The sequence below is a fragment of the Verrucomicrobiota bacterium genome (assembly GCA_027622555.1).
Lineage (GTDB): Bacteria > Verrucomicrobiota > Verrucomicrobiia > Opitutales > UBA2995 > UBA2995.
Genome location: JAQBYJ010000019.1, coordinates 44,908 through 66,617, shown reverse-complemented (window position 1 = coordinate 66,617; position 21,710 = coordinate 44,908). Strand labels below are relative to the sequence as shown.

At 48.4% G+C, this 21,710-nt stretch carries 17 protein-coding genes; 8 read left to right on the top strand and 9 right to left on the bottom strand.

Going from position 1 to position 21,710, the window contains the following annotated elements; translation table 11 throughout:
• The 5 genes from O3C43_07280 to O3C43_07260 form a co-directional block, all read left to right on the top strand.
• Positions 1 to 989: sigma-54 dependent transcriptional regulator (locus O3C43_07280; protein MDA1066288.1), on the top strand; the 989-nt coding region annotated here is incomplete at its 5' end.
• 996 nt (positions 990 to 1,985) lie between these two features.
• The gene (locus tag O3C43_07275; GenBank protein ID MDA1066287.1) at positions 1,986 to 3,017 is read left to right on the top strand and encodes an MBL fold metallo-hydrolase; all 1,032 of its coding nucleotides are present in this window, start codon (positions 1,986 to 1,988) and stop codon (positions 3,015 to 3,017) included.
• A gap of 254 nt (positions 3,018 to 3,271) precedes the next feature.
• A complete protein-coding gene (locus tag O3C43_07270; protein MDA1066286.1) occupies positions 3,272 to 4,537 on the top strand; it encodes a PQQ-binding-like beta-propeller repeat protein in 1,266 nt (421 codons plus the stop codon).
• Between the two features lie 152 nt (positions 4,538 to 4,689).
• On the top strand, positions 4,690 to 5,427 hold the full coding sequence (locus tag O3C43_07265; protein ID MDA1066285.1) for a phytanoyl-CoA dioxygenase family protein: 738 nt from the start codon (positions 4,690 to 4,692) through the stop codon (positions 5,425 to 5,427).
• 5 nt (positions 5,428 to 5,432) lie between these two features.
• Positions 5,433 to 6,245 carry a carbon-nitrogen hydrolase family protein gene (locus O3C43_07260; GenBank protein MDA1066284.1) on the top strand — a complete coding sequence of 271 codons (813 nt, stop codon included), beginning with the start codon at positions 5,433 to 5,435 and terminating at the stop codon, positions 6,243 to 6,245.
• A 380-nt stretch (positions 6,246 to 6,625) separates the two neighbouring features.
• On the opposite strand, the gene fdhF is transcribed toward O3C43_07260, so the two are convergent.
• From fdhF to O3C43_07240, 4 genes are all read right to left on the bottom strand, one after another.
• Positions 6,626 to 9,346 (bottom strand): formate dehydrogenase subunit alpha, encoded by a 2,721-nt coding sequence (gene fdhF, locus O3C43_07255; protein ID MDA1066283.1) that lies wholly within the window; start codon positions 9,344 to 9,346, stop codon positions 6,626 to 6,628.
• Complete coding sequence (locus O3C43_07250) at positions 9,339 to 11,009, bottom strand: NAD(P)H-dependent oxidoreductase subunit E (protein MDA1066282.1); 1,671 nt, start codon at positions 11,007 to 11,009, stop codon at positions 9,339 to 9,341. The genes fdhF and O3C43_07250 overlap by 8 nt, the downstream gene beginning before the upstream one ends.
• Positions 11,010 to 11,120: 111 nt before the next feature.
• Positions 11,121 to 12,059, bottom strand: a complete 939-nt coding sequence (locus O3C43_07245; protein ID MDA1066281.1) for a sugar phosphate isomerase/epimerase — start codon at positions 12,057 to 12,059, stop codon at positions 11,121 to 11,123.
• A gap of 138 nt (positions 12,060 to 12,197) precedes the next feature.
• Positions 12,198 to 12,581, bottom strand: coding sequence for a VOC family protein (locus O3C43_07240; protein MDA1066280.1), 384 nt, complete (start codon positions 12,579 to 12,581; stop codon positions 12,198 to 12,200).
• 251 nt (positions 12,582 to 12,832) lie between these two features.
• On the opposite strand from O3C43_07240, the gene O3C43_07235 reads away from it, so the two are divergent.
• Together O3C43_07235 and O3C43_07230 are read left to right on the top strand one after the other, a co-directional pair.
• On the top strand, positions 12,833 to 15,103 hold the full coding sequence (locus O3C43_07235; GenBank protein MDA1066279.1) for a c-type cytochrome: 2,271 nt from the start codon (positions 12,833 to 12,835) through the stop codon (positions 15,101 to 15,103).
• A 106-nt stretch (positions 15,104 to 15,209) separates the two neighbouring features.
• Positions 15,210 to 15,437, top strand: coding sequence for an RNA-binding S4 domain-containing protein (locus O3C43_07230; protein ID MDA1066278.1), 228 nt, complete (start codon positions 15,210 to 15,212; stop codon positions 15,435 to 15,437).
• Between the two features lie 38 nt (positions 15,438 to 15,475).
• Here O3C43_07230 and O3C43_07225 read toward each other — a convergent pair whose 3' ends face one another.
• From O3C43_07225 to O3C43_07215, 3 genes are read right to left on the bottom strand one after another with little or no spacing between them, the layout of a single operon-like run.
• A complete protein-coding gene (locus tag O3C43_07225; protein ID MDA1066277.1) occupies positions 15,476 to 17,089 on the bottom strand; it encodes a VCBS repeat-containing protein in 1,614 nt (537 codons plus the stop codon).
• 18 nt (positions 17,090 to 17,107) lie between these two features.
• Positions 17,108 to 17,497, bottom strand: a complete 390-nt coding sequence (locus tag O3C43_07220) for a PIN domain-containing protein (protein ID MDA1066276.1) — start codon at positions 17,495 to 17,497, stop codon at positions 17,108 to 17,110.
• Positions 17,494 to 17,751, bottom strand: coding sequence for an AbrB/MazE/SpoVT family DNA-binding domain-containing protein (locus tag O3C43_07215; protein MDA1066275.1), 258 nt, complete (start codon positions 17,749 to 17,751; stop codon positions 17,494 to 17,496). The genes O3C43_07220 and O3C43_07215 overlap by 4 nt, the downstream gene beginning before the upstream one ends.
• 130 nt (positions 17,752 to 17,881) lie before the next feature.
• On the opposite strand from O3C43_07215, the gene O3C43_07210 reads away from it, so the two are divergent.
• Positions 17,882 to 19,471: a PQQ-binding-like beta-propeller repeat protein gene (locus tag O3C43_07210; protein ID MDA1066274.1), complete on the top strand. Its 1,590-nt coding sequence runs from the start codon at positions 17,882 to 17,884 to the stop codon at positions 19,469 to 19,471.
• 7 nt (positions 19,472 to 19,478) lie between these two features.
• Here the strand turns inward: O3C43_07210 and O3C43_07205 are convergent, their stop codons facing one another.
• Positions 19,479 to 20,513: an alpha/beta hydrolase fold domain-containing protein gene (locus O3C43_07205; protein MDA1066273.1), complete on the bottom strand. Its 1,035-nt coding sequence runs from the start codon at positions 20,511 to 20,513 to the stop codon at positions 19,479 to 19,481.
• 20 nt (positions 20,514 to 20,533) lie between these two features.
• Positions 20,534 to 21,670 carry a hypothetical protein gene (locus tag O3C43_07200; protein ID MDA1066272.1) on the bottom strand — a complete coding sequence of 379 codons (1,137 nt, stop codon included), beginning with the start codon at positions 21,668 to 21,670 and terminating at the stop codon, positions 20,534 to 20,536.
• Positions 21,671 to 21,710: the final 40 nt, after the last annotated feature.

The following is a 21,710-nucleotide window of genomic DNA, read 5'->3' as shown; positions in this document are numbered from 1 at the left end:
ATGATTGGAATTCAATGCCAAAAGGGCTAGGCGAGTTGATCGGACGTAGTTCTCCGATGCTTGAATTGTTTCGCCTGATTAAGCGAGTGGGCTCGACGGAAGTAAATGTGTGTCTTTCCGGCGAAACGGGCACGGGTAAAGAGATAGCCGCGGCCCTGCTTCATCGTCTTAGCCCTCGTTCATCAGGACCTTTCGTGACCGTAAATTGCGGCGCGATTCCCGACTCGCTTCTTGAAAGCGAACTATTCGGACACGAGAAAGGTTCCTTTACCGGTGCCCACCGTAGCCGCTTGGGCAAGTTTGAGCTCGCGGATGGCGGCACCCTCCTTCTCGACGAGATTGGCGATTTGAGCATGCATGGACAAGTGGCTCTGCTTCGTGTCTTGCAGCAACGCGAGATTGTCCGAGTTGGCGCCGAGACACCGAGACCGGTGGATGTCCGAATCATCGCAGCCACTCATATCGATCTAGCCTCGAGCTTGGCGGCGGGGAGGTTTCGAGCTGATTTGTATTTCCGTCTCAACGAATTCACGATCACGCTGCCACCGCTTCGGTCTCGTATCGATGATTTACCGCTTCTGGCAGACGCTTTTCTGCAGCGCATTAGCTTGAGATTAGGACGGCAGCTGGTGGGACTATCGGCATCGTTTCATGAAAAACTCTCGTTCCATGGTTGGCCAGGCAACGTACGCGAGTTGCAGCATACGCTTTTGCAAGCAGCTTTGTTTGAAGACGGCTCGGTGCTAACTGGCTCGAACTTTCAACCTAAGCCCTGGTTGTCTGATGACATGGACACGGGACCGGACGTGCCGACAACCGTTCAGTCCAAGGCGAAGGGCCATCGCCTGATAGCGGCCCAGCGAGTAGCCACTGCCGCAGCTGCTATCAAAGCATCTGGGGGCAACAAGGCCGCTGCCGCTCGGGCTCTCGGAATTACGCGAAAAACGTTGTATTCGTGGATTAATACAACCGGTATGCAGAAGCATTGACAACACGCATCTTCATCGCTTTTTTACTGTAGGTTGGATATTTCCGCTAATCATTATATTGCAACGAATTACGAATGATTCATCTATATATTCATAACTACATACAAGGCGGACCAATTGCCTACCCGAATCCGTTTGCTCGAGCTCGTCCAATCCCGTGGCAATCACGAGCACCTTGGCTCGCCCCAGCTGCCACCACTGCGCAATGACTTTGTATAGAGCGAATGGGGTCATATCTCCATTATTGACAAGGGGAGAGCGAATGGGGTCATATCTCCATTATTGACAAGGTATAGAGCGAATGGGGTCATATCTCCATTATTGACAAGGGGAGAGCGAATGGGGTCATATCTCCATTATTGACAAGATCCGTTCGCATCTTGACAATTGACTATTGACCCTATCGGCTTTCTCTCCATTATTGACAAGATCCGTTCGCATCTTGACAATTGACTATTGACCCTATCGGCTTTCTCTTGACCCTATCGGCTTTCTCTCTATCGGCTTTCTCTCGATTAACGGCATTCGCAAATAGCACGCCAATGATACAAAATGAAAGGATCGCCCAACAAATCTGAAAAGAAAGGAAAATGAGTTTCATGGTTACACTGGTTGATATCGTGCAGGTTAATAGAATTAATGCCTGGAAGAAGCCCTTTTAACAGTGAAGCTAAAAAGCGCCATTCACTCCTACACCGAATGAAAAAAAATTAAGGAAACGGCGAATCCTGAATTTTGTTTTATGACTCTGATCGGGGCAACCAGTTCATTTGTCCGCGAACGAGACATCACCTTTGATTCAAAATGGACCCGTCATTCCTCCGGTAATTTAGTAGCAAAGGTGTAGATCTCGGATGGCGGAGTAACATAAGTTGTCCGGGAAGGAAGCATAGCTCGTTCTGTGAAGTCTCTTGACGTCGTGTGAGGTCTCTCTATCTGTTTCGAACATCACGGATCCGGTTAAGAACTTGGATGTTTCACCTGTCCGCGCAGCTTATGTATAACGAAAAAGACTGGAATTCGCAGGAACACCCTCTGATCAAACTGGAAGAGGATATCTGGCAACTGCGCCTGCCGTTGCCCTATGCACTGGACCACGTTAATGTGTATTTAATTCAAGGAGACGACGGGTGGACCTTGGTCGATACTGGACTAAACATTTCAAAAGCTCGTGTATTGTGGGAGGATACATTTTCGGAGTTGAGAATCGGTGCGACCGATGTAGAGCAGATCGTTGTGACTCATGTCCACCCTGATCATTTTGGAATGGCCGGCTGGCTCCAGGAGCAATTTAGCACTTCCGAAAAGCAGGTGCCCGTTTACGTCTCGGCCGAAGACTATCAAAGGTTCTTGGGTCTTTGGGATAAAGTAAAAAAAGAAAAAACGCTCGATGCGATGACCCGTTTTTTTATCTCTGCTGGTATCTCCGCTGAATACGCCCAAGTGGTTACCAACACGACGAGGAGCACCGGAACCAAAACCTCGCCTCACCCGCTATTTACTCCGATTCCGTATACCGGGACATTGAAGATGGGAAATCGCAATTGGGAGGTCATTCATGCCCCGGGTCATGCAGACGGACAGATGATCTTTTACGATCCAGCTGACCGGCTATTTTTAAGCGGCGATCAACTGCTGATGAAGATTACACCCAATATCGGCTATTGGCATGATACAGTGCCTGGGGTGTTACAACGCTACCTTGATTCACTGGGCCAGCTCCGGAACTATGATGTCCGGGTCGGTTACCCCGGTCACAAGTGGTTGATTTATGACTGGCAGCAGCGCATCGCTGAGATGTTAGCGCATCACAAGGAACGACTGGCTAAAACCTTTGAAGCGGTAGAGCAATCAGCCGGTATTTCGGCCAATGGAGTGAGCCAAGCCGTTTTTCGTTTAGGGGAGTTGAATGCCCACCAATCTACCTTTGCTATTGCCGAAACCATGGCTCATCTCGACTCGTTGGAAGCGAGCAAGAAAATCCAACGAGAAGAGGTTGATGGGGTATGGAGATTTTCGGTGGTGTAAGAACGAATAAAATCTATTTTTTGAACAAGAAAACAGAGGAAACGGAGAGACCGATAGATCCGAATGTGCCGAGCTGGGGCTCGGCGTTCCCAGGGTGTAAGAATTTAAAGTCTTCCTCCGTTATCTCTGTTTTCCTGTTCAAAATTAACTAAAAGATACCAGGCCTAATTGATTTCGAGCGGGGCCTGGATCGCAGTGGTATTTACGTGACATCTTCTGGAACCGGTATGATTCTTGGAGCCACTTAAATTCCTATGAAAAGTTGTATACCTCGAATACTCATTGGCGCAACAGTGCTTGTCTTTTTCACCTATAACCCTGCGATGGCTGCATCTGACAGTGATTGGCTTTCGTGGCGGGGACCTTATGGAATCGGAGTAGCGGAAGCGGGACAGACGCTTCCCGTCGAGTGGTCTGATACCAAGCATGTTCAGTGGAAAACGCCGGTGCCGGGCCGAGGACATTCGACTCCGATTGTAGTGGGCGATCGTATTTTTCTGACGACGGCCAGGGAGGATGAAGGGACGCAATCGGTACTGTGCTATTCGTTCAAAAGTGGCGAGCTTCTTTGGGAAAGCATTCTCCTCGAAGGAAAGTTGCCCAGCACGATCCATAAAAAAAATACCCACGCATCGGCAAGTGTGGCTAGCGACGGCGAGCGCATCTATGTCGTGTTTTTTGTAGCGGGTGATCGGTTACATCTGTTCTCATTGGATTTAAACGGAAAAGAATTGTGGCGGAAGGATGTGGGCCGGTTTTATCCAGAGCGTGCCTTCGGGTATGGAACGTCTCCATTGCTGGCTGGCGGGAATATCGTGGTTGCTTCCGAAAGCCAGGGTGAAGGTTATATAGCCGCGTTCGATTGCGACACCGGCAAGGAAGTATGGCGAACAGTTCGGCTGGCGGAGCGCTCTTCGCATGGGACGCCGGTTCTGGCCGACATCAACGGAACAGAGCAAATCGTGCTCAACGGTGCCGATCGGGTTGTTGGCTACGATCCGGAAAACGGAAAGGAACTTTGGTCGGTTGAAGGAGGGGATCCTTTGATTGCCAATACGGTGCTCTGGAAAGACGGAGTGGTTTTTGCCTCAGGCGGCTATCCCGACCAGGAGACCTGGGCCATCGATGTTGAAAGTCAGAAGATCCTCTGGAGTAATCCAGTAAAATGTTACGAACAATCGATGGTCCTTGTGGGCAATTACCTCTATGGAATCGCAGAAGGCGGAGTCGTGCATTGTTGGGACATCGCGGACGGAAATTTACGCTGGCGTGAGCGATTGCCGAAAGGCCCGGAGAGCTCCTCACCGATATTGGCCGGCGGACATATCTACCATGCCAACGAAGAAGGGAAGATCTTCGTGATCAAGCCCAATCCCGAAAAACTGGAGCTCGTTGCAGAAAACCAGCTAGGCAACGAAATATTCGCGACGCCTGTTATCACCCGCGATCGCATCCTGGTACGCGCCGCCAGTTACGAAGGGCAAGCACGGAGAGAGACCTTATATTCGATAGGGTTTTGACCCTGGACTGGAATCCATCTCATCTGAGATAGAACAGCACGGTGAAGGGAGCTTAGGGTTCGCTCATTTTCCAGGATTACAAAATTGATTTGAGTTATTCATGAGTACGGCTGTTATTTTTTTTCAAGAATACTCCTTATCGAAGACTTGTTATGCTCACAAAATCGGAAACTGAAACACTGGATAGCCAAGGCTATTTATCGCTTGGGAAACTACTAAGCGACGAGGAGTTGTGTTCGTTAAGAACGCGCATTAAAGAACTGATAGTTGAGGAAGGTGATGAAGGTGGTTTTGAGCTCTTTCAATCCAAACATATAAAGCATCCAAAAGAAGCTGGAGCCGATCGCCTGGCCAACCTGGTTAACAAGGGCGGAGTGTTCGACAAACTTTATACTCATCCGAAATTGCTCGCTGCGGTTTATCATGTGTTGGGACCCGAGGTTAAACTCTCTTCTCTTAATTACCGTGCTGCCAGACCCGGCTTGGGTTTACAGAAATTGCATGTCGATTGGAAAGAAGCCGTTGGTCCAGGTGATTTTAAAGTCTGTAACTCAATCTGGTTGCTGAACGATTTCTCGGTAGCGAATGGAGCGACACGACTCGTTCCCAGATCACACCTCTGTGGAAAGGTACCGGAGGAAGTGATGGAAGATCCTGAGGCACCCCACCCCGATGAAATCATACTCGAGGCGCCAGCAGGAACAGCCGTAGTTTTTAATTCGCATATCTGGCATGGCGGAACCACGAACAATACCGACCAGGCTCGTCGCGCCATTCACAGTTACTTTTGCGCACGAGACCAACCTCAACAAACCCCACAACAGGAATTGATCCGCCAGGAAACTCTTGATCGCATTTCCGAGAAGGCACGGTGGTTGTTGGACGTCTAAGATCGATGCCAAAACCATTTAAATTGGCGATGGTCCAAATGCTGGTGAAGGGTGGTGAGAAATCTGCCAACATTGCCCATGCCATTGAACTCATCAAGGAAGCATCCACGCATGGAGCTGAAGTTGTCCTCTTACCCGAATGCCTGGATCTCGGTTGGACGCATCCCTCCGCTTTGAAGTTGGCGGAACCCATCCCCGAAGGCGGACCTTGCCGGGCACTCAGCCAGGCTGCGAAAGACAATGGGGTCTATGTATGTGCAGGCATCACCGAACAGGCAGGCGAGAGAACATACAACGCTGCGGTAATCATAGACAAAGAAGGCGAGGTTCTCTTGAAGCATCGCAAATTAAACGAACTGGAAATTGGTCATCCGTATTATGATCAAGGAGACAGACTCAATGTCGTCGAGACCGAGTTTGGCACGCTTGGGCTGATGATCTGTGCCGATGGTTTTGCCAATGACCAGGTCCTGGCCCGTTCGCTTTGTTATATGGGTGCCGATGTCATTTTATCTCCCTGCGCCTGGGCAAGGCCGGCGGACCATGATAATGATGTCGATCCTTACGGAGGCGTGTGGCGTGCCAGCTACATTCCTGTTGCCAAGAAATTTTCCACCGCAATTTTCGGAGCAAGCAATGTGGGCTGGATAAGTGACGGTCCCTGGAAAGGCAGAAAGTGCGTTGGATGTTCGCTGGCCATCGATGCCGACGGAACCGAAATACTTCAAGGCCCTTACGGACCAGACGCCGAATGCATTTTGTATATAGACGTAAATCCGCTTCCAAGGCTAGCACGCGGAACCGATTGGGGAAAGTAGATTCAATGAATTCCTACAAAACCAAAGTAACATTAAGAGGTCGCGTAACCATCCCAAAGCTGATCCGCAACAAGTTGAACATTAGAGGAGGCGATCAAATTGGTTTTGAAATTGATTCAGCTAACCGGGTTTCAATCGTACGGAACGGAAATCCCGCATCAAGTGCTGGAATCCTAAGGCATCTAGCAAAGAAGAATCCGCTTCCTGTCAAACAGCTGAGCAGATAGTCGAGATCACGGCGAAAAGGTAGCAGGGCAATTGCGTCCTCGCAATGCCGATTTGTATAACAGGAAGATTAACCGGCACAGCTGGAAGCTGTGGCCCTACCGAATACAGTTAGACATCGTAATCCCTGAAGTGACCGAAAAATCTAAAAAGGCTTAAGCTCTCGTTCCTACCTTACGAGCTTTTCGGATTCGAACGCTGACCACTTTGTATTCGGGACACATCGCGATAGAATCCGAGATGCTGGAAGTCAGATCGTTTACCATGATTTCCGGAAAGTGGAAGGTGGTGCTAAGGACGCCTTTTTTAATTTCGTCCGACACTTTGGCTTTGATATCTACCTTTCCGCGATCCGATTCCACACAAACCATATCCGCATCCTGGATACCGTGTTCCTCAGCATCCTCAGGATGAATAAAGATTACATCCTCAGAAACGAGTTCAATATTCGCAGTCCGACGTGTCTGAGCACCACAGTTATAGTGCTCCAGGTTGCGGTTCGTGGTCAGAATATAAGGAAATTTCTCGGCATTCACTACCACTTCTTCTGTTTCCTTAAAAGCGTTAAACACAAATAAGCCTTTTCCGCGTTTGAAGGATTCAATGTGCAGGATCGGCGTGTCCTGGCCGCCAACAGCCACTGGCCATTGCTTGCCGTTATCACCCAGTTCATCCCACTTCACACCGGCAAAGAAAGGAACGATGCCAGAAATTTCTTCAAGCAAAACTGCGGGATCATAATCGGGCTGCTGGTAGCCCATGCGGTTCATGAGCTCGACAATGATTTGCCCATCGGGCTTCGAATCTCCAATTGGCTCAACCACTTGATTAACTCTTTGAATCCGGCGCTCACCATTGGTGAAGGTACCACTTTTTTCGAGGAAAGAAGCACCAGGTAAAACCACGTCAGCCATCAATGCTGTCGGGGTCATAAAGATCTCCTGAACCACTAACATCTCAAGTGAGCCCAATGCCTTTCTCACATGATTACTGTTCGGATCGGTCTGAACCATATCCTCACCGATAACCCAAACAGCTTTTAGTTTTCCCTGCAAAGCTGCATCGTACATCTGTGGAATTTTCCACCCGATTTCAGTGGGCATATCCACACCGTAAAACGCTTCGTAATGCTTGATGACATCCGGATCGGACACATCGAGGTAACCTGCACCCTGGTAGGGTTGGGCTCCCATATCGGCCATGCCCTGAACATTATTTTGACCACGCAAAGGATTTACGCCAACGCCACGTCGACCAATATTTCCTGTAATCAAAGCCAGATCCGCGATCTGCATAACGGTAAAGGTTCCCTGTGAATGTTCGGTCACACCCAGACCATGAAAACTCATCGCTCTCTCAGCCGTTGCATAGGCAATCGCGGCTTGGCGGACCAATTCTCGATCCACCCCACTGACGGCTTCCATTGCGGCCACATCCAGCTTTAGAAGTTCTTCGCAAAAGTCTTCGTATCCCTCGGTGCGGGCAGCAATGAAGTCCTGATCCGCCAAACCTTCCTTCACGATGTAATACAACATCATGTTCAAGACTGCCACGTTTGTACCTGGCCGAAGCTGCAAATGGTAGGTGGCATAGCGGGCGAGCTCGGTCCGTCGTGGATCAATCACAATCGACGTCTTACCCGTCATGGCGAATTGCTTAAGTTTCGCTCCGGTTACCGGATGTCCCTCGGTTGGGTTCGCCCCAATAACCATGATAGCTTCGGTGAACTTGATATCCTCCACCGAATTGGTGGCGGCCCCGGTTCCGAAGGTGCGTTGCATGCCTAAGGCGGTCGGTGAATGGCAAACACGGGCGCAACCATCGATGTTGTTGGTTCCCACAACCACCCGGAAGAATTTCTGCATCAGGTAATTTTCTTCGTTGGTGCAACGAGCAGAAGAAATGCCCGCCATGGAGTCCGGTCCAAATTCATCGCGGAAGTATTTAAACTTCGCCGCAAGATGATCATAGACTTCATCCCAGGAAACTTTTTCAAATTCGCCATCGCGCTTGATCATTGGAGAAGTGATTCGATCCGGATGATCGTAGAACTTAAATGCGTAGCGACCCTTCAAACAGGTGTGTCCTTGATTTACTTCGGCGTCATAAGGCGCCTGAATGCCTTTAATCTCTCCACCAGCCGTAGCCACCTCGAGGTTACAACCCACCCCACAGTAATTGCAAACCGTGCGGGTCTTTTGGGTGTTGGCGATTGATTTGGATTTGAACACATCCGAAATGGCCGCCGTTGGACAGGCTTGAGAACAGGCACCACAGCTCACACAGGGACTGTCATCAAAACTCTCATCCATGCCTTTGATAATTCGGCTATCGAATCCGCGACCGGCCATGCTCAACACAAACTCTCCTTGAACTTCGTCGCAGGCACGCACGCAACGGTAGCAGTTAATACACTTGCTCAGGTCCGAAGTCATGTAGGGGTGACTCAGATCCTTCTCCCGATCAAGGTGAGTGGCACCTTCCGGATAACGAACATCGGTTATGCCCACACGTGCGGCCACTGTCTGAAGTTCGCAATTCCCATTTACCTCGCAGGTTAAACAATCCAATGGGTGATCCGTCAGGACCAGCTCAATGATATTTTTCCGCAAGCGCTGAATGTTCGGTGAATCGGTGTAAATGAACTGCCCTTCTGCCACAGGCGTATGGCAGGAAGCGAAGACCTTCGTCGGACCGTTCTTTTCCAACGCAACATCCACACTGCACACCCGGCACGAGCCGAAAGGCTCCAGATTGGGTGCGTCGCACAAAGTGGGGATCGAGTCCTTACCGAGTGCTCTTCTAGCTAACGAAATCATGGTTTCGCCGGGAACGATCTCGTGAGGTTTGTTGTTGATGTAGGCTATCTTAGACATGGCTCACCTCCTTGGTAAAATAGGGTTCCAACTCTTCTTCAAAATATTGCAAAGCGTTTCGCACCGGAAGCGGGATGCCACCTCCATGGGCACAGAGCGATCCTTGGGTTAAGGTGTGCAAAAGATCGTCAAACAGTTCAGTATCGATTCGGTAACTACTCGTATTGGCAGACTCGAGCATCTCATGAGCCCGCTTGGTTCCCAAACGACAGGGGAAACATTTGCCGCAACTTTCAACAGCAGCAAAATCCATCAGTTCAACCAGGTAAGTCATAATAGGAAACGTTTCGGGAATACAAACCACAGAGGCGTGTCCTAATAAAAACCCGCCCGATGCAAAGGATTCGAAATCGATCGTCAGCTCATCGATCTTGCTTGCCGGAACCATCCCGCCCAAGGGGCCACCAATGTGTAACGCTTTGACCGGCTCTTTGAATCCACCACCCAATTCGTTTACAACCGTCGAGAGTGGCGTACCCATCTCTACCTCATAAATGCCGGGTCGATTGAAATAGCTGTCCAGGCTCACCAGTTTGGTTCCGTTGGACTTCTCGGTTCCCAAAGCAGCGTAAGCAGCGCCACCGTTTTTGATGACATAAGGCACCACCGCCAGCGTTTCCACGTTGTTCACAATGGTCGGCTTATTAAACAAACCCTTTTGGGCCGGAAATGGCGGACGCACCCGCACTTCAGGACGTTGACCTTCAATGCTGCTGATCAGCGCCGTTTCTTCGCCGCAAATGTAAGAGCCTTGCCCCGGCACAATCTTGAAATCGAAATTGAATCCACTTCCATTGATGTCCTGACCTAACAGTCCGGAACTGCGAAAGTCCTCGATGGCGGATTCGATAATCGGAAAGGATTCCGGATACTCGGCGCGAATGTAAAGAACGCCCCACTCTGCTCCCATACAGTAGCCGCCGATAATCATTCCAAAGAGAACCGCATGAGGCCGCTGCTCCAGGAGGTAACGATCCGAGTAGGCACCGGGATCACCTTCATCGGCGTTGCAGATAATAAACTTCAGATCACTTTTCGCATTGCGGGCGAATTCCCATTTTACCCCCATGGGAAATCCAGCTCCACCCCGTCCACGAACTCCTGCTGCTTTCACTTCTTCCAGGACTTCAGCGGAATCTTTAGCCAGTGCCGTCTTCAACAAATCCGCGTAGACCTCCATGCCTTCAAAGGGAGCGGTCAGCACTGCATGGCCGTGAGACCCGACAGCATAATCATCCTGATTCTTACCTTCGCCCTTAAATACAGATTCAAAACCATCCTTATCCAAGGCACTGTAATTCTTGCCATCGTAATGAAACGCACCATTTTCGTGACAGCGTCCCAAACAAGTCATGTGGCCGATCTCCTCTTCTTTAAATTTCCCCTTGAGGTCGGAAATTAACCCATCCTGAGTCCCCGCACACAAACAGGCCGATCCGTTACAGACATAGACCTTCTTACCCTGGTTTTCCGGTTTAAGGAAGTCGTAGAAGGTCGCAGTTCCATAGATATTGGCCTTCCCAATGAGGAATTCATCGGCTAACCGATTCAGTTCTTCCAATGAAGGCGTACCACCGCCATTTGCGGCTAATTCACCTATTTTGGTGAACAGATTCTCTTGGACGCCTTTGCGGCCTGTCAGGTCACTTAAGTTTTTGGACATGCTTGGTATCTAATCGGGATGACTAAAATAGTTAAAAGAAGATGATTCCATGTATGCATACCGAATCAAGCGAAACGAGCGAAATCGAAGCTTTCTGCGCTCGGGAAAGTGCTAAGTAATTAATCGGCGCAGTTTGGTCAAATATTCGGGAATGGCTTTAATTGGATCTTCCTCACCCTCGTACTCAAGGGTGATGTAGCCACGGTAATTGGCATTCCGCAAAATGCCAATGACGCGCCCCAGGTCAGACGGTTCTTTTTTCCCATTCACAGGAATGTCGGTTTTGATCTGGGCATTCACGGTGTATGGAGCGATGCGAGCGAGTTCACGATAAGGATCGTCGGTTGGCGCAATATTCCCCGAATCAAAGTTTACTCCAAACCAGGGAGAATCGACCGCATCAATAATCGGCATCAATCGATCGATTTCGATTAGAAAGTCATGGTTCTCAATTCCAAGGATCACGCCTTTTTCGGCAGCGTAATCACAAGCAATTTTCAAATTCGAAATGATATTCTCAACGGCTTTCGCTTCACTGACATCTCCGACAGGTTTACCACCAAAAACACGAATCACGGGCGCACCCAAGATTGAATAATGATCGATCCAGGTTCGCGTATACTTCATTTGGCTACGACCTTCATCGCTCCCTGGATCATGCGTAAAATTGTTCCCAATGGCGCCGCCACTTATTCCCAGCCCATGGATATGAGCTCGTCGCTTCATCTCATTCAGCACCTCGGTCGTAAGCGGATGCGGCATAAAATAACCCGTCAACTCGACTGCATCGATTCCCAGAGTCGAGGCGTAATCGATGAAACCCAAAAGATCCATTGTACCAACCGCGTTAGGATCTTTCCTCGTATCGGGCAAAGACCTGCGCATGGAGTATGCCGCCAGGCTCAATTTCAAAGGTGCCTCGCTCGAACGAAGCACAGGTTGAATTGCCTGAGCCAAGGGTACCACACAGAGTCCTGTTAAAAATGCACCTGCGTTAGTGAGAACTTCGCGTCGGGATAGTTTATTAGTGAAAGAAGTGTTGGGTTCCATAGTGGGGTGTAAGGTGGTGATCTGCTCGAAATTATTTATGAAATGAGCAAGTATCCTAGCTCATACATTAGGTGTGGCACAGAAAATTCTTCATCTCTTTTAAAGGATAGGATCCATTCTTTTTACCTTTTGAAATCCTCAAAGTGCGGTAGTGGCACGTTGACACAACTGAAGGGGCATTCCAAATGGATCGCGCAACATAATGAGGCGGACATTTTCTACCGGATTGCGCTCTTCAACATAGCTGCAACCAGCAGCCAAAAGGCGTTCTTTCTCTGCTCCGGCATCCCTGACGGAGAATGCCATATGATACTGGAGATGATGCATATTTAAATAATCAGGCATCGGCGCTTCAGGATTAGAATACACTTCCAAAAACATATGTCCTGTTTCGTCCGCCAGAAAACGGGTAAAAGGCATATGATCAAGGGCTACCACGGCTAGAAGGTCGCAGTGTTCACAATACCAATCGCTGACCGCGATGGAATCTTCGACGTTAATCGCGTAATGCTCAAACTTCATAGTGCTTGAACCGAGCAAAAAAAGTCCCGGCAATCAAGTGAAGAGCATGAGTCACCCACAAGGAAATACTTCTAAAGAGCTATTCCAAATGGAACAATCTTTCCAAACTCATCCTCAGATTTCACAAAATCCAATCCTAACACATCTACCGATTAAAGATTGAAACTCCCTATTAAATCACCCATCCCAAGTCGCCAAATAATTTGGATTCACAGAATAAACCCCTTTCTGATAGTTTGCTGTACCAAGGCATGAAACAATTCATAAGCACTCTATTGACGTTATCAATAATCCCCTCAGTTGCCTTTGCCCAATTGGGAGACAAAAAAGATGGGGATGGAGATATTCAGATAGATCCCATTCCCGCAGAACTTATACCACCTTCTCCATTTCTTTCAGTCCATGAAGCGATGCAGACATTCGAACTCGCGGAAGGGTTTGTCATAGAGCCGGTGGCTGTAGAGCCGCTGATTGAAAATCCCGTAGCGCTCGCCTTTGACCCAAACGGACGGATGTGGGTAGCGGAAATGCGTAGCTATATGCCAGATATCGACGGCAATGGTGAGGATACGCCGAATGGCCGCATCCGGGTATTGGAAGATACAAACGGTGACGGTCAGATAGACAAGACCACGGACTTTCTAAGCAACCTTGTTCTTCCACGCCTTGTATCTTTTTCACAAGGCGGAGTCATTTTTAATGATGGGGATGCGCTTTATTACATCAAACGTGCCGGACTAAAACCGGTGGGGGAACGCGAATTGATCGATCCGGACTATGCGAAGGGTGGCAATCCGGAGCACAAGGCCAATGGTATGGTATACGGTCACGATAACTGGTTTTATAACGCCAATTCAACGAGCCGCTACCGCAGAATCGACGGCACATGGATAAAGGAAAAAACCTCAAACCGTGGACAGTTCGGAATCTCCAAAGATAATGTCGGACGATTTTTCTATAACTCAAATAGCACCCTGCTGATAGGCGATACGTTTACTCCAGGTTTCTTAAACAGAATGCGAGCCAATCAGGTAGGCAGTAATCGGGTTTACTCATCACGGATTAATCCTGGAACTAATCGGGCCTACCGCGAAGGTAGCCTGAATGCAGCGGGAAAACTGGTGAACGCAACTGGGGCGAGCGGCGTGGCCGTTTATCGGGGAGACAATTTTCCTGAGCAGTTTAGCAACTACGCATTCGCCGGTGAATCTACCTCTAATCTCGTTAAGGCGATTGAATTAACGGGCTTGAATCAGTTTCAACAATCCGGAACGCATCCGTATGGAGAAAAGGAATTCTTAACCTCCACCGATGAACGCTTTCGACCGGTTAATGCCTACACAGCACCAAATGGAACGCTTCTCATTGTGGATATGTACCACGGATTGATTCAGCACAAAGCCTACGTCACCTCCTACCTGCGGAAGCAGTACGAAAGCCGGGATCTCGACAAACATAACAACCTAGCAGGGCGGATCTACAGCATTCATTGGAAAGCAAATCCCGCAAACGAAGTTCCAGCGCTGGAAGGGAAGTCTACAGCTGAATTGCTCCCCTACCTGTCTCACCCAAATGGTTTTTGGCGCGATACGGCACAACGGCTCATCGTGGAATCTGGTGAGGTATCTCTTGCTGACGAGATAACCAAAATAGTAACCGATAAAACTCAGCCTCTCGGCCAAATCCATGCACTATGGACACTTGAAGGCTTGTGTCATGTCAATGCCACCGCCATCAATGCTGCGTTTCGCTCAAACGACTCAAGCGTACGCATGACGGCATTCGAACTGGCTCCCAAATGTCAGAAAGATTCAATTAACCAGATAATTGCCACCTGCATTGATACACCGGACAATGATCAAGTCTACAAGGCACGTAGCCTGGCACGCCTGGGTAGTGAAGAGGCCTGGCAGGCTCTGATTAGCATCATCGAGAATCCAATTGATAAAGACTTGATGGTTGAGGTCATTTTCAAAGGAATTGAAAGGCACTTCGAGGCATTCCAGACATTTCTCCTGAGAAAGAATAAGGAATCGATCACCCAATTCTCCGTAGCTCTCACCGAGATGGACAAATTGTGGAAGGCAAGAAATGAAGTAAAAGAAATCCGTTTGAAAGGAAAAGCACTTGACGCTTTCGTCCAAGGGAAATTGGTCTATGAAGGAAAGGCTGTATGCATGGGATGTCATGGAATGGACGGAGAAGGTTTACTGAATCTTGGACCACCGCTTGCAGGCTCGGACTGGGTGACAGGTGACGGCGACCGACTCATCAAAGTGCTCCTGCACGGTCTACAGGGTCCCATTGTTGTGAGTGGGACGACCTACACACCACAAGCTGTTATGCCCGGCCTTGGATCAAATCCAACCATTTCCGATAAGGAGATCGCCAACGTGATCACCTATATTCGCAACGCCTGGGGCAATAGCGCAGATCTTGTTAAGGATAGAACCGTTACGAGCATAAGAAAAGAAACTGCTTCGCGAGGCGACCAGCTTTATAGCGCTGAAGACTTTAATTAGCCGGTTCAGTCCAAAAGCACATTCCTATCAAAGGGAGTAAGCTCCCAAACCATTAGTGCTTGTAGAAACCAACCTTTCAAAAGAATTTGATTTGAAAATAAAGCCTATGAAAGAAGTAACGATAGCAAAAGAGCCGGTGGAGCTCTGCAAAATTCTGAAATTCGAGAACCTGGTTGAAAGCGGAGGTCAAGCGAAGTTTGTCATCAATGAAGGGCAGGTAAAAGTGAACGGAACCGTTGAAACCCGAAAACGAAAAAAGATGGTAGCGGGTGACACCATTGAATTTCAGAACAAAACCTACATCATTAAACTGGACGAAACATCAGCTGAGTGAAGCCAGGACCATTCTCCTTCGATACCCTACTATCGCTTCTACTCATTTGTTTGGTTCTCTAAGAATAATAACGGAGGACCTTCTTTTACCAACTGGAGAAATTTATCCTCATGATTAGCCATCATCCCTACCGGAGAATAGGCTGCGCCGAGAACGATGTCTTTGTCACCATCGCCATCAATGTCACCAGAATCCATGGTTAACCAACGGCCATTGTAGGTGGCAGGGTGTGTCTTCGGGGCGAAAGTGAGCGGTTCAGTTTGTTCGAGAAAAACGAAGTTCTCTGGTTTTTCAGGATAGAAGTCCGGATGGAATGAAATGGCCGCGATGTCCAAGTCTCCATCGAGGTCAAAGTCTTCTATTTCGGCACCGTAAACACCATACATCGGATAGAAATAAGCCTCTTCGAATTTCAGATCTCCCTGATTGAGGTAGATGCGAATTCCTTGATCGCGTTTCAGTGTGTTGTAGGGATCAGAATCACCATTGTCGCCGTTGAGTGTGATCAAGTCCATCCGACCATCGTTATTAAAATCGCGCAGCACCAACCCCGTGTACCCATAAGATGGATTCCCCTCAATAATGATATTTCTTTCAAAGCTGCCGTTTGCCTGGTTCAGAAAAATACTCACGTTTTCGCGAGCTGCGCTCATCATAGTTACAATGTCGAGAAATCCATCTTCATTGAAGTCAAAGGCCTCGCTTTGAACGATTCCCGCTTCAGAGCTGAGAATTTCCGCTTCAGATAACAACTCCCCGTTCGATAGATCTCGTCTAAACAAAGACAGGTTTCCTGTGTAATCACCAAAGTTGCTCACAAGAAGTTCCTCCACCCCATTATTTTGAAAATCTGCAAAAGAAAAATCTGATGGCCGATGAAGATTATCCAAAAGAATCTTTAAGTCATAGTGCACGCCACCACGCAGCTTCGCGTGCTGAACCTCGCCATAGGATTTTCCGATTTCCGATGCGAAGAGATCACCAATATTGAGCAGGTAGATTTCGTTATCCCGGGTTATCGCTTCAATCAGAAAAACACCTGGCGCTTCGTGTGAATCATGAAAATCCAAATCCTTATCCAGTATGGTGAGCCGTTGCGCACCACTATCATGAATCAAAAGGAATCCGTTCTTTTCATCGATGGATACGAGCGACGTGATGGCCGCCTTTTGTCGGTACTGGATCGACTTAACCGAAAATAAAGAAAGGTCCTCGACAACTTTCGGTTTGTCGACCTGGGGGATCGCCGCTTCCGGCGCATGACTCATATAATACTCCCGCAACATTTTCCATTGTTCCCCGGAAAGCATGGGAGTATCAGGCAACAAATGAGCCGCACGAACAAACTCCTCCCGGGCCTCAATGACGTCCATGGTTCGCTCCGAGCTGCCTTCCAAATAAGAGTAATCCACAACACCCAGAAAGAACCCCATATAGGTTAGCAAAAATTCCCAGCTCTCTTTCGGTAGCAGGTCCGGTTCGGGAAATGAATGGCAGGCGATACAATATTGTTGGGCGAGTCCTTCACCAACTGATTTCTCAACCAGTTCCTCATTTTTTCCACAGCCAATAAATAAAAGGGATAATCCAAAGTGAAAAATCAGAACTTTAAATTGAGCGGTTGAAGCATCAAATGTTTTACAGGGTGTCATTGGAATATTCTCACGAACTCAACCAAGGCGGAGAACATTTTTACCTGGAATGTTCTTATCAAAGGTCAGCAACTTCAGTTCGTGTCGCTTGGCAATTGCCAGTAAATGCGCGTCGGTAACTTGTTTTGGTCCTGAAACCCAGGTTCCAAGTTGTTCATTCTCAATATCGTCTGCGACGGTTTCTATATTATAAAATTCCCTAAATGCCGCGATGGCAGAAATTATTTTTTGCATTTTCTTCTCTCCTGAAACAGTCATCAAAATCCTTAAACAGCCCGTCATAACCAGTGGCGCAACTCGAAGACCATGATCTTTATTTTCAAGCATCCATGTTCGCATAACGGCATAGTGCTCGTGATCTTCATATACACCAGCAATCAACGCATTTACGTCGAGTAGATAGTTCATTCGGATTCTTCAAGGAGCTTCGCAACTTGCGCTGAAGCGAGTATCTGTTTTTTCTTGAAAGAAAGAACAGGGCCGCCATCGATCTTGCTTTTTTTAACGAAGTTTCCATCTGAAGAGCTCGTGTGTAATGGCTCAATCAATATTCCCGCACCCGTATCAAAAATATTGACCGGACTTCCTGCCGTAATCCCGTACTTTCTCCTCAACTTGCTCGGTAGAACCAACTGTCCTTTAACTGAAATCGACTTAATCATAAAAAAGTCTTACTTTTACTTCTTACTTTTGTCAAGCAGACCTCTACTTGAGTAGATTTTGGAAGATCGTGGAGACTTACCCACTACGAATTGATTTGCCCAATTGATGTTCAAAAACGAAAACTGACTTGTGAACCCTTTAATACCCCTATGCTTCGGCACTCTTTTGATTTGTGCCTCTACTCTGGCCCAATCTCCCATCAAACACGCTGACGATCAGTGGCCAATGGCCTCCGGTCCCTCGGGAACCTGGACTACCACAACAGACCAGAAAATCCCAACAGAATGGAGTGTAAGCAGCGATTCCAACATCCTTTGGAAAACCGTGTTACCGGAAGGCGGGCAAAGCGGGATTGCCGTTTGGGAGAACCGAATATTCCTCACCATCAATAAACCACTGCCAATGGGCACTCCGTTGGAAAAGGCGGAGGGAAGTGATATCATTGGTTATTGTCTGAATTCTCAAACCGGAGAAATTCTTTGGACCAAGGACATTCCCAGCCCTAAGACAATGCCTTACTCGGGGTTGTTTTCCGATAACACCAGCGCAACTCCCATTACGGACGGAAACCATGTATGGTTCATCAACCAGGGCGGAACCATGGTCTGCCTCGACATGGAGGGGAATGTAGTTTGGACCCGATCCTTTGAATCACGCTCAAGACACAATGCCAAACAATCCGAACCGATCCTCGTCGATAATCAGTTACTCTTTGTTCTGATGCGTGACGCAGATGATCCATTGCGGCGACCGATGAAAGCCGAACCTGGAAATCGCAATTCGCCGGCGGAAGATTGGCCTTGGACTTTTATTCGAAGCTTTGATGCAGCGACCGGAAAACCACTCTGGACCGAGTCAACTGGAACCTCCGTTCACAACACACCGCGATTGGGATACATCAACGGCCAACCACACATATTTCACGGACGAGGTGGTGGACACCAACCTCCGGAAGTTCCCTATGGATTTAGTATGTCCAAAGTATCCGGGGAAAACCTCTGGAATTATGACTCCACAGGAACTGCAACCTATGCCGTATCACACTTCAATGAGCATTACGCCTACGGTTTTGATTCGGGCAATCTGCTTAAGCTCGATTCTCAAACCGGAAAACTGGCAGCCAAATTCCCGGTCTTCGAAATTGCAGACATCCGGCTTTGGAACAGCTCAAAGAATAAATACGAAACACACCGGGATTCTCCTTTCACGAAGGTGATAGAAAAATTTAAACCGGAGCCCACGAACCAAACACCCATACTGGTCGGAAAATATTTTTTATTCCTTACCCACGCAGGTCATTGCATCGGTCGCGTGAATACAGAGACCGGCAAGTCTGAATTCCTCCAGGTTCCTATCCAGGTAGTTCGCCAGCCCAAAGCTCACGATCAGATCCTCTGGGACAAACACATCCCCAGCAATGGCACCAATTCAAGAGGCATCGAAACCGCCAACGACAGGCGTTCAAAAGGCGACGGTTGGGGTCACGTCACAGCAGGCAGCCCGATCGCAGTAAATCAATACGTCTTCTTCCCTACCATGATCGGCATGACCTACGTTATCGATTCAGAAGCCAGCACGTTCGATGATACCGCTTTGGTATCAATCAACGACCTTGGCCCCGCCGGAGAAACCTGGAGCCTTAATTCACCCAGCTATTCGCAAGGCAAGATCTTCCACCGTGGGTTGAAGCATATTGTTTGTATCGGTGAAGGCAATTGATAGCCGGCTACTTCGCCAGATAGGTCTCTATATCGGAAGCTGCTTTCGTTCGAACACCTGGTTTTTGTAAAAACCCAAGATCGCGAAACCAGTCGATGAAGCGGTCCGGCCAGGTACCATAGGGGATGCCTCCACGATCAGTAATTCCACCTCCATGCCAGCCGTTGCCGTACATGTGTATTTCGATGTTGGGTACCTCTTTATCGAGCATGGCCATGTAGTAATCGAAAGACCACTTGGTATGACTCGCGTTTCCATAGCTGGCGGAAACAAGGAAGGCGGGAGGAACATCCTTGGGGATTACGACCGTCTCAGGACTCTTGGTAATTGCTGATGGGCCGGTGTAAATAAGACCCACAAAATCAGGTCGGGAGGAAACCCCGGCAAGAGAGTCGTTTGGCCCATTGTTTTCAGCGTCGAACTTCAGGTACTGCAAAGCAGCGTTTGCCGAAGGTTCTCCACCAGCCGAGAATCCCATAGCACCGATCTTGTTCGGATCAATCCCCCACTCCGCTGCCCGTGAACGAACCAGGCGAATGGCTTGCAGGGTATCGCTCACGGCATCCACCTCGGCATTGTAACCGTCATCCCGCAAACGGTAGCGCAAAATAATCGTATTGATCCCGTAGTTGAAAAAATACGGCACGAGGTCCGTTCCTTCCGAACCAATGATCAGACGTTTGTGACCTCCACCGGCTAACACAATCATTCCTACGCCCGTGTTGCTGTTCTTGGAGACGGTGTGAACTTCGATCGACGGATTGTGCACGTTAACAATACTTTGGATGCGACCAGGCACTTCATGCATAGCGTACACTTCCGCTTCCCTGACCCGGTCCTGTTTCAGAAACGGTGAATTCGGCGGATAAATGGGGATGACAATCCCACCTGGTGAAATTGCCTGTGGCTGATAGGGCTTATCCGTCGCTTCTGCTGCCCGGGGGATTAACTGCGGCTCTGGATCCACTCCAAAAACGTTCAATCCCCACATGAGAAAGATATTAATTAATAAGATTAACTTAGATGCAGATTGAGAAGGCATAATTAATTCTGATTGCGGGGTTATTGGTTAGCCCAATTTTCCTTCACATACTCCAACCACCAAAGGATACCGGCGTCAGGATGCAAGGTATCAATGCCCTGGTTCCATGGAGCCTCTAGATTGTCACTAGAACCAAGATTTGAAAAACCACCAGGATTGGTAAAAGGTCCTCCGACACTTTCGTCAGGTGCGCATTGTAACCAGGTACTGGCTAGCATGATTCCGTTATATTCGTTCATGCCAGTGAGAGATTGTTCCAGTTGCCTCGCTTTCATTTCATTCGTGTAGCGACCAATCCGGGAATAATTATAGTAGGTCTCGTCTGAGACGTGGGCCTCTTTACTGAAATCACTCCAGTATCCACTGAGTGGCACGGACTCCTTGGGTGTCGACTCACTATCAAACCAGGGCTTACCGGGTTTCTGCGGACCGAAGTGCATATTCAGATCTTCGCTGCGGGTCTCCTGGCGTGTGTTGTTCGCTACCACCAAATCCGGATTAGCGGCCTTGGCCGCCAGAATAAATCCTTCGGTTTTCCATTTCATTTCCCGACCCGCCATACCCTCGTTGTCGGGGTCAAGAATCACATGCCTGAAATTATTCTCATTCAACCAACGTGCGGTATTGGCAATGGCCCGATTGGCATCTTCCTGAGCCCAACTGGACAAATCCTCTTTCGCACGGGAAGTACTCCAGTAAAGACAGCCAACAATCGTGATCACGCCTTTCTCCTCAGTAGCCCGTAAGATTCGCTCAAAGCGGTTCCTATAAACCGGGTTCAAACTGCCGTCCGGCAAATAGCCTTTGACGTCCCCAAACCGGGATCCCATTAAAAACACCGAAACGGTATTTACTCCATAACTGTGATAGAGATCCAGGACATTGATAAGATCCTCCGTTGTGGAATCACTGATTAACGCGTTAGAACAGCGTAAGCCGATAATCTTAACGGGTTGGTCATCAAATAGGATATCCGTGCCATCTACCCGCACCTGATTTTCTCCCAAAAGAATTCCGAGAGGGAATAGAAGAATCCAAAGATGCAATACCCAGTTCCAACCCAGCCTATAGTTTAGGATGATCATTTTATCCCAGCTTTTGAACGGATAATACAAGCCTTTTACTACACCGCCTAAAGTTTCTCTAGCAATATGCATATCATAGAAACGGATACTTAATGACAGAACTGGATAATTC

Bases quoted from the DNA above. Each gene is read 5' to 3' on its own strand.
- O3C43_07260 (MDA1066284.1), top strand. From the start codon at position 5,433: ATGCCAAAACCATTTAAATTGGCGATGGTCCAAATGCTGGTGAAGGGT.
- O3C43_07205 (MDA1066273.1), bottom strand. From the start codon at position 20,513: ATGCCTTCTCAATCTGCATCTAAGTTAATCTTATTAATTAATATCTTT.
- O3C43_07275 (MDA1066287.1), top strand. From the start codon at position 1,986: ATGTATAACGAAAAAGACTGGAATTCGCAGGAACACCCTCTGATCAAA.
- O3C43_07220 (MDA1066276.1), bottom strand. From the start codon at position 17,497: ATGAACTATCTACTCGACGTAAATGCGTTGATTGCTGGTGTATATGAA.
- O3C43_07250 (MDA1066282.1), bottom strand. From the start codon at position 11,009: ATGTCCAAAAACTTAAGTGACCTGACAGGCCGCAAAGGCGTCCAAGAG.
- O3C43_07200 (MDA1066272.1), bottom strand. From the start codon at position 21,670: ATGCATATTGCTAGAGAAACTTTAGGCGGTGTAGTAAAAGGCTTGTAT.
- O3C43_07265 (MDA1066285.1), top strand. From the start codon at position 4,690: ATGCTCACAAAATCGGAAACTGAAACACTGGATAGCCAAGGCTATTTA.
- fdhF (MDA1066283.1), bottom strand. From the start codon at position 9,346: ATGTCTAAGATAGCCTACATCAACAACAAACCTCACGAGATCGTTCCC.
- O3C43_07230 (MDA1066278.1), top strand. From the start codon at position 15,210: ATGAAAGAAGTAACGATAGCAAAAGAGCCGGTGGAGCTCTGCAAAATT.
- O3C43_07245 (MDA1066281.1), bottom strand. From the start codon at position 12,059: ATGGAACCCAACACTTCTTTCACTAATAAACTATCCCGACGCGAAGTT.
- O3C43_07225 (MDA1066277.1), bottom strand. From the start codon at position 17,089: ATGACACCCTGTAAAACATTTGATGCTTCAACCGCTCAATTTAAAGTT.
- O3C43_07240 (MDA1066280.1), bottom strand. From the start codon at position 12,581: ATGAAGTTTGAGCATTACGCGATTAACGTCGAAGATTCCATCGCGGTC.
- O3C43_07235 (MDA1066279.1), top strand. From the start codon at position 12,833: ATGAAACAATTCATAAGCACTCTATTGACGTTATCAATAATCCCCTCA.
- O3C43_07270 (MDA1066286.1), top strand. From the start codon at position 3,272: ATGAAAAGTTGTATACCTCGAATACTCATTGGCGCAACAGTGCTTGTC.
- O3C43_07215 (MDA1066275.1), bottom strand. From the start codon at position 17,751: ATGATTAAGTCGATTTCAGTTAAAGGACAGTTGGTTCTACCGAGCAAG.